Origin of the sequence: Archangium sp., assembly GCF_045802675.1 — a bacterium.
GTDB lineage: Bacteria > Myxococcota > Myxococcia > Myxococcales > Myxococcaceae > Archangium.
Window position 1 is genome coordinate 69405 of record NZ_JBJMQO010000042.1, and the last position, 15522, is coordinate 84926.

The 15522-nt window shown below is 71.5% G+C and carries 13 protein-coding genes; 7 read left to right on the forward strand and 6 right to left on the reverse strand.

Annotated elements, in window-relative coordinates; translation table 11 throughout:
• The first annotated feature begins 88 nt into the window (after positions 1 to 88).
• The gene (locus ACJ8AN_RS12610) at positions 89 to 283 is read left to right on the forward strand and encodes a hypothetical protein (RefSeq protein ID WP_407755558.1); all 195 of its coding nucleotides are present in this window, start codon (positions 89 to 91) and stop codon (positions 281 to 283) included.
• 180 nt (positions 284 to 463) lie between these two features.
• Positions 464 to 4087: a two-component regulator propeller domain-containing protein gene (locus ACJ8AN_RS12615; protein WP_407755559.1), complete on the forward strand. Its 3624-nt coding sequence runs from the start codon at positions 464 to 466 to the stop codon at positions 4085 to 4087.
• A 33-nt stretch (positions 4088 to 4120) separates the two neighbouring features.
• On the opposite strand, the gene ACJ8AN_RS12620 is transcribed toward ACJ8AN_RS12615, so the two are convergent.
• Positions 4121 to 5086, reverse strand: coding sequence for a PDR/VanB family oxidoreductase (locus ACJ8AN_RS12620; RefSeq protein ID WP_407755560.1), 966 nt, complete (start codon positions 5084 to 5086; stop codon positions 4121 to 4123).
• Positions 5087 to 5244: 158 nt separating this feature from the next.
• Positions 5245 to 5856 (reverse strand): hypothetical protein, encoded by a 612-nt coding sequence (locus tag ACJ8AN_RS12625; RefSeq protein ID WP_407755561.1) that lies wholly within the window; start codon positions 5854 to 5856, stop codon positions 5245 to 5247.
• A 264-nt stretch (positions 5857 to 6120) separates the two neighbouring features.
• Between ACJ8AN_RS12625 and ACJ8AN_RS12630 the strand changes: the two genes are divergently transcribed.
• Complete coding sequence (locus tag ACJ8AN_RS12630; protein ID WP_407755562.1) at positions 6121 to 6900, forward strand: SIMPL domain-containing protein; 780 nt, start codon at positions 6121 to 6123, stop codon at positions 6898 to 6900.
• Positions 6901 to 6968: 68 nt separating this feature from the next.
• Here ACJ8AN_RS12630 and ACJ8AN_RS12635 read toward each other — a convergent pair whose 3' ends face one another.
• The 3 genes from ACJ8AN_RS12635 to ACJ8AN_RS12645 all read right to left on the reverse strand — a co-directional run bounded on the left by ACJ8AN_RS12635 (position 6969) and on the right by ACJ8AN_RS12645 (position 10502).
• Positions 6969 to 7427, reverse strand: a complete 459-nt coding sequence (locus tag ACJ8AN_RS12635) for a DUF2267 domain-containing protein (RefSeq protein WP_407755563.1) — start codon at positions 7425 to 7427, stop codon at positions 6969 to 6971.
• A 128-nt stretch (positions 7428 to 7555) separates the two neighbouring features.
• On the reverse strand, positions 7556 to 8980 hold the full coding sequence (locus ACJ8AN_RS12640; protein ID WP_407755564.1) for an IgA Peptidase M64: 1425 nt from the start codon (positions 8978 to 8980) through the stop codon (positions 7556 to 7558).
• 25 nt (positions 8981 to 9005) lie between these two features.
• Positions 9006 to 10502: a PEGA domain-containing protein gene (locus ACJ8AN_RS12645; protein ID WP_407755565.1), complete on the reverse strand. Its 1497-nt coding sequence runs from the start codon at positions 10500 to 10502 to the stop codon at positions 9006 to 9008.
• A 539-nt stretch (positions 10503 to 11041) separates the two neighbouring features.
• Here ACJ8AN_RS12645 and ACJ8AN_RS12650 point away from each other — a divergent pair.
• The gene (locus ACJ8AN_RS12650) at positions 11042 to 12052 is read left to right on the forward strand and encodes a diacylglycerol/lipid kinase family protein (RefSeq protein ID WP_407755566.1); all 1011 of its coding nucleotides are present in this window, start codon (positions 11042 to 11044) and stop codon (positions 12050 to 12052) included.
• A 104-nt stretch (positions 12053 to 12156) separates the two neighbouring features.
• On the opposite strand, the gene ACJ8AN_RS12655 is transcribed toward ACJ8AN_RS12650, so the two are convergent.
• Positions 12157 to 12651, reverse strand: coding sequence for a DUF1579 domain-containing protein (locus ACJ8AN_RS12655; protein WP_407755567.1), 495 nt, complete (start codon positions 12649 to 12651; stop codon positions 12157 to 12159).
• Positions 12652 to 12805: 154 nt separating this feature from the next.
• Between ACJ8AN_RS12655 and ACJ8AN_RS12660 the strand changes: the two genes are divergently transcribed.
• From ACJ8AN_RS12660 to ACJ8AN_RS12670, 3 genes are all read left to right on the forward strand, one after another.
• Positions 12806 to 13822, forward strand: coding sequence for a nucleoside hydrolase (locus ACJ8AN_RS12660; RefSeq protein ID WP_407755568.1), 1017 nt, complete (start codon positions 12806 to 12808; stop codon positions 13820 to 13822).
• Positions 13823 to 13897: 75 nt separating this feature from the next.
• Positions 13898 to 14587 (forward strand): NUDIX hydrolase, encoded by a 690-nt coding sequence (locus ACJ8AN_RS12665; RefSeq protein WP_407755569.1) that lies wholly within the window; start codon positions 13898 to 13900, stop codon positions 14585 to 14587.
• 127 nt (positions 14588 to 14714) lie between these two features.
• Complete coding sequence (locus ACJ8AN_RS12670) at positions 14715 to 15521, forward strand: protein phosphatase 2C domain-containing protein (protein ID WP_407755570.1); 807 nt, start codon at positions 14715 to 14717, stop codon at positions 15519 to 15521.
• Position 15522 lies beyond the last annotated feature (1 nt).

Below are 15522 nucleotides of genomic sequence, written 5' to 3' on the forward strand. Positions count from 1 at the left end.
TGCCTCGAGGCCTCCGGGGGTGACCTGGGATGTCAGACCCGGGGGGCACACTGCGTCGGGTGCGGCGTTCCTTCCTGGGGGGTCTCCTATGTGCCAGCAGAGCGGACAGACTGCGTTGACCCAGCCGGGCCCCGGGTGCCTCGGCCTGCCGCCGCTGGGCGCCGAGGCCCAGTCGGCCTGCTTCGAGGGGCATGGGCTGCCCTCGTTCGTCTCGGCGGCGCCGCCGCGCTCCGAGGGCGAGGCCCTGCTGCGCCGCATCTTCTCGCGCGCCGAGCTCTCCTGAGCCCTCCCCCCTCGCGAAGCTCGCTCCCCCAACGAGTGGGCCGCCTCCGGTGGCTCCCTCGCCCGGCGCTCCGGTGGGGGCCTTCTGGAATTCCAGGAAGCAGGGGCGAGCCGCCGTCCAGGGAAAAACCACGGGGAGCCGTTTGCTCCGGGAGCGTCGGGCATGGCACATGTGGCCCGAATGCGACGTGACGGGAAGTGCGGCCTGCTGGGGCTGGCCATGGCGGTGCTCGTGGGCCTGGGAGGGCCCGCGCTCGCGTTGGATCCGGCTCGCCGCGTCACCCAGTACAGCCTCGAGTCCTGGAAGGACGAGGACGGGCTGCCGCAGAACACCGGCTTCGCGCTCGCGCAGACGCACGATGGCTACCTGTGGGTGGCCACGTGGGAGGGCCTGGCGCGCTTCGACGGCGTGCACTTCACCGTCTATGACAAGCGCAACACGCCCGAATTGCGAGACGAGATCATCCGGGCGCTGGCCGAGGACGCCACGGGCGCGCTGTGGGTGGGCACCGGGCGGGGGCTGCTGGTGTACCGCGAGGGCCGCTTCCAGCGCCCGGAGGTAGCGGGGCTGGGCGAGGTGGAGGTGTTCTCGCTGGTGATGGCCGCGGACGGGAGCCTGTGGGTGGGCGCCCGGGAGGGCCTCTTCCACGTGAGGGACGGGCAGGCGCGGCGTTATGGCACGGCGGAGGGGTTGCCCTCGGACCAGGTGGGGGCGCTGCTGCGCGACCATGGTGGCGAGCTGTGGGTGGGGACGTCGAAGGGGCTGGGGCGGCTGTCCGGGGAGCGGGTGGAGCCGGTGCGCCTGCCGGGCGGCGTGCGCGGGCCGGTGCGGGTGCTGCTCGAGGGCCATGACGGGGCCCTGTGGGCCGGCACCGACGACGGGCTGGTGCGCCTGCACGAGGGCCACGCCCGGGTGCTCACCGCGCGCGACGGGCTGCCGGACGACAAGGTGACGGCGCTGGCGGAGGACCGGGACGGCAACCTGTGGGTGGGCACCGAGGCGGGAGGACTGGCGCGCCTGTCGGGGAGCAGCGTGGCGGTGCTCGGCCCCAGGCAGGGCGTCTTCGGCACGGCGGTGCTGTCGCTGCTGGAGGATCGCGAGGGCTCGCTCTGGGTGGGCACGTCGATGGGGGGCGTGAGCCGGCTGCGCGACGCGCCCTTCGTCACCTTCGGCCAGCCCGAGGGGATTCGCGACGAGCTGACCTCGGTGGTGTTGGAGGACCGCAAGGGGGCGCTGTGGGTGGGCTCCTTCGCGGGCGGGGTGACGCGGCTGAAGGACGGGGTGAGCACCTCGTTCGGCCCGGAGGAGGGGCTGCCCCGGGCCAACATCCGCTCGCTGGGGGAGGACCGGGAGGGCCAGCTGTGGGTGGGCACCACCGGGGGCGCCTTCCGCTACGACGGGCAGCGCTTCACCCGGGTGGGCCCCGAGCAGGGGCTGGCCGACGACGTCGTCTACTCCATCTTCGCGGACTCGCGCGGGGACTTGTGGTTCGGCACGGGCGCGGGGTTGAGCCGGCTGCACGCGGGCACCTTCACCTCCTGGGGCCCGGAGCGGGGCGGCCCGGCGCAGCCCGTCGTCTCCGTGGCCGAGGACGCCGAGGGCACGCTCTGGTTCGGCGCCGGGGACGGGCTGTACCGGCTGGTGGGCGACACCTTCACCCGCTACGGCGCGGCGGACGGGCTCGCGGGAGACCGGGTGCTGGACGTGTACGCGGACCCCCGGGGCGGCCTGTGGGTGGCCTCGAGCACGGGCCTCACCCTGGTGCGCGCCGGGCGCTTCACCCGCTTCACCACCGCGCAGGGGCTCTACGAGGACTTCCTCTTCCGGGTGCTCGAGGACTCCGAGGGCTACCTGTGGATGAGCAGCAACCGGGGCATCTTCCGGGTGTCCCGGCGCGAGCTGGAGGAGGTGGCCGAGGGCCAGCGCACCACGGTGCGGCCCATCCTCTTCGACCGGCGCGACGGCATGCGCAGCTCCGAGTGCAACGGCTCGCTCTTCCCCGCCGGCTGGCGCTCGCGGGATGGGCGGCTGTGGTTCCCCACGCTGCGGGGCGTGGTGTCGGTGAACCCGGAGCGGCTGGTGGTGCACCGTCCGCCGGCCGAGCCGCGCCTGGAGGAGGTGCGGGTGCAGGGCCGGCCGGTGGCGCTCGGCGGGAAGCTGGTGCTGGAGCCGGGGCAGCGGGACGTGGAGTTCCGCTTCACCGCCCTGTCGCTGGGGGACTCCACGCGCCTGCCCTTGCGCTACCGGCTGGAGGGCCATGACGAGGACTGGGTGGACGCGGAGGACCGGCGCGCCGTCTCGTACACGCACCTGCCTCCGGGCAACTACCGCTTCGTGGTGACGGCGGCCAACCGGGACGCGGTGTGGACGGAGCCCGGGGCCATGGTGGAGCTCACGGTGGTGCCGCGCTTCCGCGAGACGCTGGGCTTCTACGTGCTGTGCGTGCTGGGCGTGGGGGCGGTGGCCCTGGTCCTCTACGGGGTGCAGATGCACCGCATCCGCCGGCGCGAGCGCTGGCTGGAGGCGCGCGTGGACGAGCGCACCCGCGAGCTGGCCACGGCCAACCGCGAGCTGGACGAGAACCTGCGCGCCCTGCGCCAGGCCCAGTCCCAGCTGGTGCAGGCGGGGAAGATGGCGGCGGTGGGCACGCTGGCGGCCGGGGTGGGCCACGAAATCAACAACCCGCTGGCCTACATCGTCTCCAACCTCGACTACGCGAGCGCGGAGGCGGGAGCGCTGGGGCGGGAGCTGCCCGTGGGCGTGCCGGGCCGCGAGCGGCTCAAGGACATCGGCCGGGTGCTGGGCGAGGCGCGCCACGGCGCGGACCGGGTGCGCCGAATCGTCCAGGACCTGAGGACGTTCTCCCGCGGGGACGAGGAGGCGCGCGGGCCGGTGGAGTTGCACGCGGTGCTGGACTCGGCGGCGAAGCTGGCCAGCAACGAGCTCACCCCGCGGGCCCGGCTGGTGAAGGAGTACGGGGGGGAGGCCGGCTGGGTGGACGGCAACGAGTCGCGCCTGGCCCAGGTGTTCCTCAACCTCATCATCAACGCGGCGCAGGCGCTGCCCGAGGGCCTGGCGGCCCACCACGAGGTGCGGCTGGTGACCCGGCGCGAGGGCGAGCGGGTGGTGGCCGAGGTGTGTGACTCCGGGTGTGGGATTCCCCCGGACGTCATGGGTCGCATCTTCGACCCCTTCTTCACCACAAAGCCGGTGGGTGTGGGGACGGGATTGGGGCTGGCGCTGTGTCACCGGTTCGTCACGGCCATGGGGGGAGACATCACCGTGGAGAGCGAGCCGGGCAAGGGGACGCGGGTTCGTGTGACACTACGGGCCGCGGCAGCGCCCGCGTCTCAGACTCAGGGGGTTCGTCCGATGCAACAAGAGCAGGAGGGCGCGCGCGTGCGTGGCCGGGTGATGATTGTGGATGACGATGTGATGGTGAGCTCGGCGCTGAGGCGCACGCTGGCGCGCGAGCACGACGTGGAGGTGGTGACGAACTCGCGTCAGGCGCTGGAGCTGCTCAGGGGCCCCAAGGGCGCGGAGGTGGACGTCGTCCTGTGCGACTTGATGATGCCGGACCTCACGGGCATGGAGCTGCACGCGGACCTGAGCCAGTCGGCGCCGGGCGTGGCGCGCCGGATGGTGTTCGTCACCGGCGGGGCCTTCACTCCGGCGGCGCGGACCTTCATGGACACCGTGCAGAACGCGCGGGTGGACAAGCCGTTTGATCCCCAGAAGCTGCGCGAGCAGGTGCGCGAGTGGGTGGCCAAGGTGCGCGGCGGAGGCCCGGGCCAGGCGGCCTGAGCGGACCTCCACGGGCCGGGCCCCGGCGCGGGCCTACAAATCGAGCACGAGCTGCCTGGAGCGGGCGCGCGACACGCACACGAGGATGTTGCAGCGCGCGGTGCGCTGGGCCTCGGGCAGGTAGGTGTCGCGGTGATCCGGATCTCCGTCGAGCACGCGGGTGAGGCAGGTGCCGCAGGTGCCGGCCTCGCAGTCGCTGGGGACCTTCAGCCCATTGTCCCGGAGCACGTTGAGCACCGTGCGCCCCGGAGGCACCGGGTAGGAGGCGCCCGTGCTGCGCACCACCACCTGGAACTCGGTGTCGGCCAGGTCGCTGATGGCGCCGGTGGCCTCGGCGGAGAAGGCCTCGAAGTGCACCTTCTCGCGCGGCCACTGGTGCTCGATGGAGGCCTCGCGCACGGCGCGCATGAGGCCGGCGGGGCCGCAACAGTACAGGCGGGTGCCCCCGGTGCGCGTGGCGAGCAGCGCCTTCACGTCGAGCCCCCGGGCCGGGTCTCCCCCGTCATGGTGGAAGGTGACGTGGCCGGCGAAGGTGGCGAGCCGCTCGCGGAAGGCGGTGCGCTCGGGCGAGCGGGTGCAGTAGTGCAGGTGCCAGGGCGTGCTCTGCCGGCTGAGCGCGTGGGCCATGGACAGCAGCGGGGTGATGCCGATGCCGCCGGCCACGAGCACGTAGGCGCGCCCGTACAGCAGGGGGAAGTCGCAGCGGGGGAGGCTCGTGGTGAGCACGTCGCCCTCGCGCACGCGCTCGTGCATGGCGAGCGAGCCGCCGCGGCCCCTGGGGTCGCACTGCACGCCGAGCACGTAGCAGTGCGTCTCCGCCGGGTCATTGCAGAGCGAGTACTGGCGCAAGAAGCCGCCGGGCACGTGGACGTCCAGGTGCGAGCCGGGCTCGAAGGCGGGCAACCGGCCTCCGTCGGCGGGGACGAGCTCGTAGGAGCGGATGCCTTCGGCTTCGAGCGAAATGCGGGTGACGCGCAGGTGCAGGGTGTCGTTGGCCACGGTGGTGTTCCCCCTCGACCTCAGGACCTCGCCGGCTCGTGGAAGTACGTACCGGTCCGGTCCGCAGGGGGGAGGATGGGGAGTGAAGCCAGGGGCAGCAACGGTCCGGGGGACACAGAGACCGATGGACGGTGGACAGCGCGACCGTCCGAGAGGGCTCAACCCTGGGAAACGTCGGAAGGCAGGGAAATCTCCTGTCGGCCGAGCAACAGGTTCGCGGCCTGGAGGAGCGCCTCGCGCTGCTGGAGGACGCGCTGGCGCAGCTCGGGGTCCAGCCCGTGGAGGTGGGACGGGTCCCTCTCGGCGAGCTGGGCCTGGAGGGCGGCCTCGATGACGGCGCGAGGCGCATCCGGCCGGACGCCGAGCAGTGCCGCGGCCTGGGCGCGCGAGGCCTTCCCGGCCGAGCGGTAGTGGCCGATGGGCTCCGGAGTGGCCTGCGGCTCCTCGTCGCCGGAGGTGCCGGTGCGGCGCCGGCTCCGGACGAGCGAGACGAGCGTGAGGACGAGCGCGCTCACGAAGGACAGTCCCGCCACGCCGAGCGAGGCCCGCACCTCGAAGCGCCGGGAGCGCTCCTCGCGCAGGAGCGTCAGCGAGAGCTGGTGGGTGTCGAACGCTTCACCGCTGGCCTTCAGGAGCTGCCGCTGGTGCTCGGCCTCGAGCTCGTCGAGCTGCGCCGGTGAGTGCGACGAATAGGACGTCTGGGCCACCAGGCCCCGGTAGCCCGCGTAACCGCCCGCGAGCAGCGCCACCAGCACCAACAATGTTCGCATGGAACTCCCTCCAGTCCGTCTCGCCGGCCTCGCGAGCGGGGCCCCTGGCGCGCGAGAATACCGCTTCACGCGCGTGGGGAGCGCTTCCAGGTTCGGGACTTCACCCGGAATGTGGGCTCGTTCGCCCTGCCGTGGAGGGAGGAGGGGAGCGTGCTCGTTCCCGTCCACCCGGTGTCCGGCGGAACGGGTGCTCCGTCCGGGCGCGGCCACCCGTGGCCCCTGGACACACCTTGAGGAGGAGCCCGCCGCACCAGGAGGCCGCCCATGCCCGCCGGTCGCATCGCCCCGCTGCTCGTCCTGCTGATGAGCGCCCTGGCCCCGGGAGCCCTGGCCCAGCCCCGCCAACCGGCTCCGGTGCCCGCGCCGGTGCCGGGGGGGAGCACCTCGGAGCGGACCCTCCGCGTGGAGGGCCTGGGCGAGGCGAAGGCGGCCCCGGACGAGGCCTTCCTCACCCTGGCGGTGGACACGCTGGCCCCGACGGCGAAGGCGGCGGCGGAGGACAACGCGCGGAAGATGGACAAGGTGATGACCGCGCTGGTGCAGGCGGGCATCCCGCGCAAGGACCTCGAGACGAACAACTACGCGGTGTACCCGGAGTACCAGCCGCCGGTGAAGCCGAACGAGGAGCCGAAGCTGAGGGGCTACCGGGTGAGCAACACGGTGGAGGTGCACGTGCGCGAGCTGGCGCGGGTGGGAGCGCTGCTGGACACGGCGTTGGGGGCGGGGGCGAACCGGGTGGACGGGGTGCGCTTCGGGTTGAGCAAGCCGGAGGTGGCGCAGGGCGAGGCGTTGCGCAACGCGGTGGAGCGGGCGAGGCAGTCGGCGCAGGTGCTGGCCTCGTCGCTGGGGGTGAAGCTGGGGCCGGTGCTGGACGCGAGCACGGTGACGCAACCGGAGCATCCCATCCCGGTGGAGCGCTTCCAGGCGAGGGCGGCCGGGAGCGCGGCGGACGTGACGACGCCCATCCAGCCCCAGGAGCAGACGGTGACGGCGACGGTGATGCTCGTCTTCGCCATCGACTCCTCACCGGGCCCGGGCCGTTGAGTCTCGAGGTGAATCCCCAGGAGAAACCCCGGAGAGCGCGAGGCCCTCCGGGGCGGGTCCGGCGTGCCTCAGCGAGGCAGGTCCGCGTCCCGGCGCGCGCCGTTCCAGGTGCCGGAGACGTTGGGAGGCAGCTCGGCGTCGATCTTCTCCGCGAGCTTCTCGGTGATTTGCGAGTGGATGGAGCCGAAGACCACATGGAGCACGAGGCGGACGTTCTCGGGCTCGATCTGCAGTCGCTCGGCGATGTCCAGGTAGAAGTCGTCCTTGTTGAACTTCTGCGCGTTCACGCTCCGGTCCTTCCAACTGCGCTCGAAGAGCCGGCGCAGGCTCTCGGGGAACTGTTCCCTCAACTCCTGAACCAACCCGCCGGGGAGCCGTTCGCAGAGTGCGCTGATGACCGCATCCGCTGCTTCGGCCGGGGAGTACTCGGGGACCTCGCGATTGATTCGCGCGAGGAAGGACTCCGCGCTCGTTCCTACGCCCTCACCCGACCAGGACTCGGTCTCCTGATTGTGCATCATGGCCATGGGTATGTCCGCCTCCTTTCCCTGTCAGGTTGGAGACGTTCAACCCCGGCGGCAGCAGGCAGGGGACGGAGGCCCTGGCGGCCGGGGTCCCCGCTTCCCGAATGCGGGGTCCGGCATCAGGCACGGCCTCAGGGGGCCGGCTTCGCTCCCTTGCCGCTCCTGGGACTCGAGTACAGGTCGATGACCTCGGTGATGGCGCGCTGGCACACGGAGCAGAAGGGCACGCGGTCGCGGGTGAACATCACGCAGTCGAGCTGGGGCCGGTAGTAGCCGCGGGCCTCGTACATGGCGCCCTCGAAGGCGCCCACCTTCCCCGAGTATTCCTGCTGCGAGAGGAACTTCTCCTCCCAGTCGCGCTGCTGCGTGAAGAGGGCGTCCATCTCGGACTCGGGGCGGCGCTCGGCGCGGATGCGGCGGCGCTCCTTGAGCACCTGGCCCGCGTGCGTCTCGTACTCGTCCTTCTTCCAGGGCGTGGGCAGCGGGGTGCTCGCGGCCATCAGGTCCTTCCACTTGAGGCGAGCGGGATCCTTGAGGGCGGTGACGTTCTTCTCCCAGGGCTCCACGCGCTCCTCGGCGGGGGCGTAGGCCGAGTCCGAGGTGTAGTACTCGTCGGCGAGCCCCGCGAAGTGGTGGCCGAACTCGTGGACGAAGACGTAGGGGGACCAGAGGCTGTCGGCGGCCACGGTGCTGTAGAGGCCGAAGATGCCGCCGCCGCCGTAGGTGTTGCCGTTGACGAGGACTTCCACGAACTCGTAGGGCGCGAAGGCGGCGATGTCGCGGAAGCGGCGGTTCTCGAAGGTGAGGACGTAGCGCTCGCTGCCGAAGGCGTCATAGGTGGCGCCCACGGGCGAGTCGCGGTGGATGCCGGTGGACGGCCGGGAGATACCGGACTGGCGCGCCACGGGCATGAGCCCCCAGACGTTGAAGTCCTGCTTGCGCTCCTTGAAGGGCGAGAAGGTGAAGAGGATGTCCACCAGCCGCCGGGCGTCCTTCTCGAACTTGGGGCGCTCCTGCTCGGTGTAGCCATCGCCGAGGATGAGGAAGTCCACCTTGTCCGCGGGCGGGCCGTTGTCCACGAGCTTCAGCAGCGCGCCGGGCGAGGCGGGCTCGGCGGGGTCCACGAACATGTCCTGGGGGTCCACCGGGAGGCTCCACACCTCGCGGAAGGAGTTGTCCTTGGCGCGCTTCTTGAGAATCACCTGCACGGGCTTCACCGGGGAGGGGAAGCGCAGGGACTCGTGGAAGGTGCGATTGAGCTCACGCGCCTCGGGAGTGCCCTCCCACTCGCCGTAGATGGAGGCGAAGCCGCGCGAGTACACGAGGCGATTGGTGTCCCGGTCGCGCACCTCGAAGAGGTACTTGCCGAGGTTCGTCTCGTCGACGGTGCGGGAGGGGGAGCCGGGCCAGGGCAGCGGCTCCACCACGAGCCGGTCGAGGCTGAAGCGCTCCTCGGTGGCGTTGCCGGTGTGGAAGTAGTCGACGCGGAAGGTGCGGGTGGCCGGAGCGCTCGGGGCGGCGCTCGCGGCCAGGAGCAGGGCCAGGAGTACGTTCATGCGCGGGAACGTACCCGAGCCGGCGTCAGAACGTCCCGGAGAGCGAAGCGGCCGCCCCGTCCGGGCCCGCCACGACGCCCACCGTCACCGGCGGGGGCTGGGCCGGCGAGAGGAAGAACATCACCGCCCCGGTGGCCAGCGCCGCGCCCGAGCCGATGAGCAGCGCGTTGTGCACCCGCACCTTGTCCGCCATACGGCCGAGAATGGCCCGGCCCTCGGCGTCGCTCGCGTCGATGTTGCCCTTGGCGTTGAGGTGGTGGCCGTCCTTCAGCGCCTGCGAGTCCTGCTGGATGGCGAGCCGCAGCACGCCCACGCCCGCGAGCCCCGCCACGCCCGCGCCCAGCGTCACGTACGAGGCCACGCGCAGCGGCCGCACCGCGCCGGACTTCGCCGCCAGCTCCGAGGTGGGAGTGAAAGCGGCGCCCGAGGTGGAGGGCTTCTCCCACGGAGCCTGGGTGTCGTCCTGGGCCACCACGACGCTGGGCTGCGCCTTGCCCGTGGTGACGAAGTCCACCAGCGCGGCGAGCGACTCGGCCGGAGCCTCCAGCCCCTGCGTCTTGAAGCCGCCCTCGCGCAGCTTCTGGCCCCCTTCCACGTTGAGCACCGTGGCGGCGAGCCACTTGGGCCCGCTGCTCGCGCGCTCCAGCCTCACGACGATGACCTCCTCCACGCCCAGCGTGCCTCCCAGGCGGATGGCGTGCGAGAGCGACTGCTCCCCCTCCGCGCTCGAGGCCAGGCACGGGAAGGGATTGGCCGAGATGGCGCCCTCGTAGGCCAGGTCCACGAGCACTGGCGTCTCCTCGCCCTGCACCGGCAACTGGCGCGGGAAGCTGACGGCCTCGCCCTTCTTCACGGTGAGCTCGTACGTGCCCGCGGGCACCTCCAGCGTCAGCGGCGTCTGCCCCACGCTCCGGCCATCGAGGAACACCTCGGAGGCGGGCAGGGTGGACTTCACCGAGAGCCTCACCTTCTTTCCCTTGGTCAGCTCGCGGCGCAGCTTGTCGAAGGCCTGGCACGTGGACGGCGTGTAGTAGTCGGGGTCCAGCGTGTAGCGCGCGTCCAGCCGCAGCACGTTGCGGAAGGCGTCATCGCTCTCCTTCACGTGGCCCATGGCGCGCTGGTTGAGCGCCTGGAGCAACTGCGTGTCCACGTACAGCTTCCAGTGGGCCTCACCCACCGGCAGCCGCGCCACCTGCCGCAGCACCTCGTCGAGCGCCTGCGCGGCCTTCGCGTAGCGCGCCTCGTAGAACTGGCCCTGGGCGGCCTCGAGCTGGCGCTGGATGTCCTCGAAGCTACCGGAGGGCTGGGGGAAGAGGCGCTCGGCGAAGTCCGCCGCGGTGAGGACGTTCTCCCCGGGGCGGGCCACCAGCGTGTCGTAGAGGGCCTTGGTCTGACTGCTGAGCTCCGCGTCCTTGCAGTCGCCACTGGCGACCACCACGCGGCGCGGGGCCGCCCCCGCGGCTCCACCGAGCGCGAGCGCGAGCACCACCACCATCGAGTACGGGTTCTGGAAGAGGGTCATGTCGTGGGGCGGATTGCAGGGCCCGTTCCGTTGGCTGCCGGGCGTACGGCCTCACGGATACCAGCCGCGACGCCGTGCCCACAACCCACCCCCCGCGCCCCAAAGCGCCGTCATTTCGCGGCCTTGGGCGGGCTCTCCGCTCCCTACCCACCACGGCGGCTCGCGCCAGCCCGAGCGGCGCTCCCAGCCCGGCCCCGCGTCCGCCGTCCCGATCATGGACGGAGTGTCCGCCACGCTGCCTGCCCCTCGGGGGACCTGGAGTCCCGGCTGTGCGCCGCCCTGCGTCATCGCCATCTTGGGCAGCGAGGGTGTCGCGTGCGTCCAACAGTGGACCGGAGGGTGGTGGCTGGCAGGTTGGTGGACTCCTGGTCCGGGCGGGCGGGTTGCGCCGGCTACGGGCACTCCACAGCCTGGGCGGGCGCATGGCGCTCGCCCCGGGTGGAGGGGGAAACCCCGTAGGTGTCCGCCACCGGAACGTGTCGGCCGGGCGAGTCCGCCATGACGAAGCCGTGACATGTCTTGGGGAGAGTGACGTCGTCATGAATATCGCCGTGATGGTCAACCTGCGCGCACGCCGTGGCTCGGAGCGAGTCGGCGGGATGGTGCAGCGCTTCTTCCCTCGGGCCCGGCTGGCCCTCACCCGCTCGCTGGACGAGGCGCGCGACTGGATTCACGAGCAGTTGCGTCCCAACCCGCCCACGCTGCTGCTGGCGGGCGGCGGGGACGGCACCATCACCGGGCTGCTCAACGAGCTGCGCGAGCAGGGCGTGGCGCTGCCGGCCATCGGGGTGCTGCCGCTGGGCACGGGCAACGCCTGGGCGCGCGTCACCGGAGCGCCGAGGCCCTTCAAGGCCCTGCGCCAGCTGGCCGCCTGTGGCGAGCGGCTGCCGCCCCTGCGCCTCTTTTCGCTCGTGCGGGTGGAGAACAAGGTGGCGCCCTTCGCGGGCACGGGCTGGGACGCGGAGATGATTCAGGACTTCAAGGATCAGCTCACGAAGTTCCCCGCGGGGCCGCTGCGCGAGGCGAACGCGGGCCTGCGCGGCTACCTGGGCGCCATGTTCACCCGCACCATTCCGCGGCACATGTTCAGCGGGGGCCCTCGGGTGAGGGTGTACAACATGGGGAGCCCGGCGCTGACGGTGGATGCGCGCGGCACGGTGGTGCCACTGCCCGGGGGCGAAACGGGGGCGCTGCTCTACGACGGCCCCGCCGGAGTCGCCGGAGCGGCCACCACGCCCGAGTGGGGCTTTGGCTTCAAGGCGTTCCCGTTCGCGCAGGCGGTGCCGCACCGGCTGTCGGTGCGCGTGTACGGCGCGGGAGTGCTCGAGGCCACGCGCAACATGCTCAAGCTGTGGCGCGGGGCGCACCCGATGCCGAAGATGCACGACTTCTTCGTCGAGCGCCTGCGCATGGAGTTCGATCGCGAGGTGCCCTTCCAGATGGGCGGCGACTGCATGGGGATGCGCAACACGCTCGACTTCTCCCTGGCCGAGGAGTCCGTGCGGCTCGTGGACTGGCGGCAGCTCGGGCGGCTCATCGCGGTGGCGTGAGACGCGAGGCGTCCCTCAGCGGGCAGGACGCTCCGGCAGCCCGAGCACGTAGGTGACGACGGACTTGCCGGGGCGCTTCAGCCCGCCCTGTTCCTCCGCTGTGCCTACCGCCGTCGGGTGTACGTGACGGTCATCATCTCGAACTCGGTGCCGTTGGGGCCGGGGAAGAGCGAGCGGAAGACCTGGGTGTCGGGGTCACGCGTCTCGGTGACCTCGCGCCAGCGCATGACATTTCCATCAGGGCGCGTCATCTCGTTGTGGAACGTCATGGTGCGCGCCTGCGCATCCCACGTGCCCTCCGAGACGGAGAGGAACGAGCGCATGTTGTCCACCCAGGTGCCCACGTACTTCTTCTTCGCCGGGTCCCACCCGTAGACACCGTGGCCCTCGAAGCCGGAGGTCTCGTTGAGGAAGTCGGTGAGGAGCCACCGGCCCCCCGCCACGAGCCGGCTCTCCGAGACGCCCTTCGACACCTGCTCGGGCTGCCCCGGGCCCGGACGCACGACAATATGCGCGTCCCACGTCCCCACGTCCTTCTGGAACACGGCGTATTCGGCTCCCAGCTGCGGCTCGGCGGGGCCTGGCTTCGTCTGCGACATGGCGCTCCTCGGTTGGACGATTCGGCACGTGACCTCAGGAGAGCCGCTACCCATGGGTTACAGGGAGACTGTTTTTGTTCTCCCCGGCTTCCCCGCGGTCGCCGTGCGAGGGCATCATAAAGGAACTATGAGACCACTCCTGCTGCAGGTTTCCATGGTCCTTGTAGCCGTCCTGTCGTCAGGCGCGTATGCCTCCGCCGAGGCCCGCCGGCCCGTGCTGGTGGCGGATGTCGACGCGGACCTCGATGACATCTCGGCGCTGGCCTACCTCTGTCAGGAGCACAAGCTCGGGCGCATCGAGCTGGCGGCCGTCACCGTCACCAACGCGGGGGCGGGCTCCCTGGGCTCGGCCATTCAACACGTGCGCTGCACGCTCGAGGCCTGCGGCCTGCCGGACATCCCCGTGGCCGAGGGCTCGCGCGAGGTGACGAACCTGGCCTCCCCCTTCATGCGCGAGGGCATCAAGACCCTCCTCTCGCGGGTCTTCGAGGGCTGCACCCAGAGCGACGAGCCCTCCGCGGTGAGTGCTCCCCAACTGCTGGCGGACATCCTGCGCGAGCACGAGTCCGTCCGCGTGGTGACGCTCGGACCGGTGGGCAACGTGGCCGAGGCCCTGGAGCTCGCGCCGGAGCTCGAGAGCCATGTCGAGTCCGTGTACCTCATGGGCGGTGCCGTCCACGTCCCGGGGAACATCTGCTGCGGCCTGGAGTCGCAGTACGACAACACGCAGGAGTTCAACATCATGGCCGATGCGGCCTCGGCCCAGGCGCTCATCGCTACATTGAACCCCCGGAAGGTGTTCCTCGTCCCGCTGGACGCGACCCAGGACGTGCCCGTCACCCAGGCGTTCGCCAGCCGGCTGGACTCCCTCCGCGTGGGCTCCGAGCCCGCCACGCCCGAGCTGGGCCTCGTCTCCTCCATCCTCTCGCAGCCGGAGGTGCGGTACGGCATCGGCTTCGGCCTGCTCTACTGGTGGGATCCGCTCACCGTGGTCGCCGCCACGCGGCCGGGCGTGGTCCCCTTCGAGCCGCGCCCGCTGGAGGTGGTGCAGGAGGGCCCCTCGCTGGGCCGCACGATGCCGTCCTCCCAGGGCACGCGCGTCCGGGTGGGCCTCAGGGCCCACCAGGCCCGCTTCGAGGAGCTCTTCCTCGACACCCTCCAAGGCCGGTAGACCCGCGGGACGCGGCTTGACTTCGTGTCGCTCCAACACTACGCGCTCGGAGGAACGACACGAAAGGAATCACCCGTGAGCTACACCTACGAGTACCCGCGCCCGTCTTTGACGGTGGACTGCGTGGTGTTCGGCCTGGACGAGGAGGACCTCAAGGTGCTGCTCATCCAGCGAGGCGTGGAGCCCTTCCAGGGCAAGTGGGCCCTGCCGGGAGGCTTCGTGCGCATGGACGAGTCGCTCGAGGACGCCGCGCGCCGCGAGCTCCAGGAGGAGGCCGGTGTGCGCCCCAACCTCCTGGAGCAGCTCTACACCTTCGGCGCGCCGGACCGGGACCCTCGAGGCCGGGTGGTGAGCGTGGCCTACTTCGCCCTGGTGAAGCTGACGGACCACCGCGTCCACGCCGCCACCGATGCGAAGGAGGCCGCCTGGTTCTCCGTCTATGACGTGCCCAAGCTGGCCTTCGACCACGCGGACATCCTCGCCACCGCGCTCCAGCGGCTCAAGGGCAAGGTGCGCTACCAGCCCATCGGCTTCGAGCTGCTGCCCCCCAAGTTCACCCTCACCCAGCTGCAGCGCCTGTACGAGAAGATTCTCGAGCGCGAGCTCGACAAGCGGAACTTCCGCAAGAAGATCCTCTCCATGGAGCTGCTCGAGGAGCTGGACGAGGTGGAGCAGGACGTCTCCCACCGCGCCGCGCGCCTCTACCGCTTCGACCACAAGAAGTACAAGCAGCTGGAGAAGGCGGGCTTCAACTTCGAGCTGTAGGCCTCCGGACTCCCAGGCCCCACCTCGCGGGGCGGCGCCCGGCTTTGGCTTGACTTCGTGTTGTATAGACACTAACTAGGTGTCGGTACAACACGAAGTATGCCAGGGCCCCCTGGAGAGGAGAGCCATGTCCTCGCTGCCCTTCGAGCTCGCCGCCGCCACCGTGGTGGGACGGGAGCACGCCCGAGCCGGACGCAACAACCAGGATGCCCTCTGGGCTCGAGCCACCGGGCACGGGCTCGCCGCCGTCGTCGCGGACGGGTGCGGCAGTGGGGCACAGAGCGAGCTGGGCGCGCAGCTCGGGGCCCGCCGCGTCGTGGAGGCAGCGCTCTCGCTGCTGGGCCAGCAGGTGCCCGTTGGCTCGCCCGAGTTCCTCCAGCGCCTGGGCGCCGACGTGCTCTGCTTCCTGCAAGCCATCTCCGGCGAGCTCGGCCAGCGGTCCATCGGCGAGGCCCTCCTGTTCACGGTGGTGGGCGCCGTCGTCACCCCGGAGCACACGCTCGTCTTCTCCGCGGGCGATGGGTTGTGGGCCCTCAATGGCGACGTCCACCCGCTCGGGCCCTTTCCCGGCAATGCGCCGCCGTACCTGTCCTATGGGCTGCTCGAGCCGGGCGCCGTCTCGCTGAAGGCCAACGCCCTGCGGCCCACCGCCGAGGTGGACTCGCTGCTGCTCGGCACGGACGGCGTCTCGGACCTGGCGGGCCTCGCCGGGGCCCGCGTGCCCGAGCGCGAGGAGCCCGTGGGCCCGCTCTCCCAGTTCTGGAGCGACGAGCGGTACTTCACCAATCCGGATGCACTGCGCCGCCGGCTCGCGCTCCTCAACCGCGAGTCCGTCCGCGCTGACTTCCCGGCCCACCGCCTCGTGCGCGTGCCCGGGCTGCTCTCGGATGACACCACGCTCGTCGTCCTGCGCCGCCGGCAGGGGAGGGCGTGAC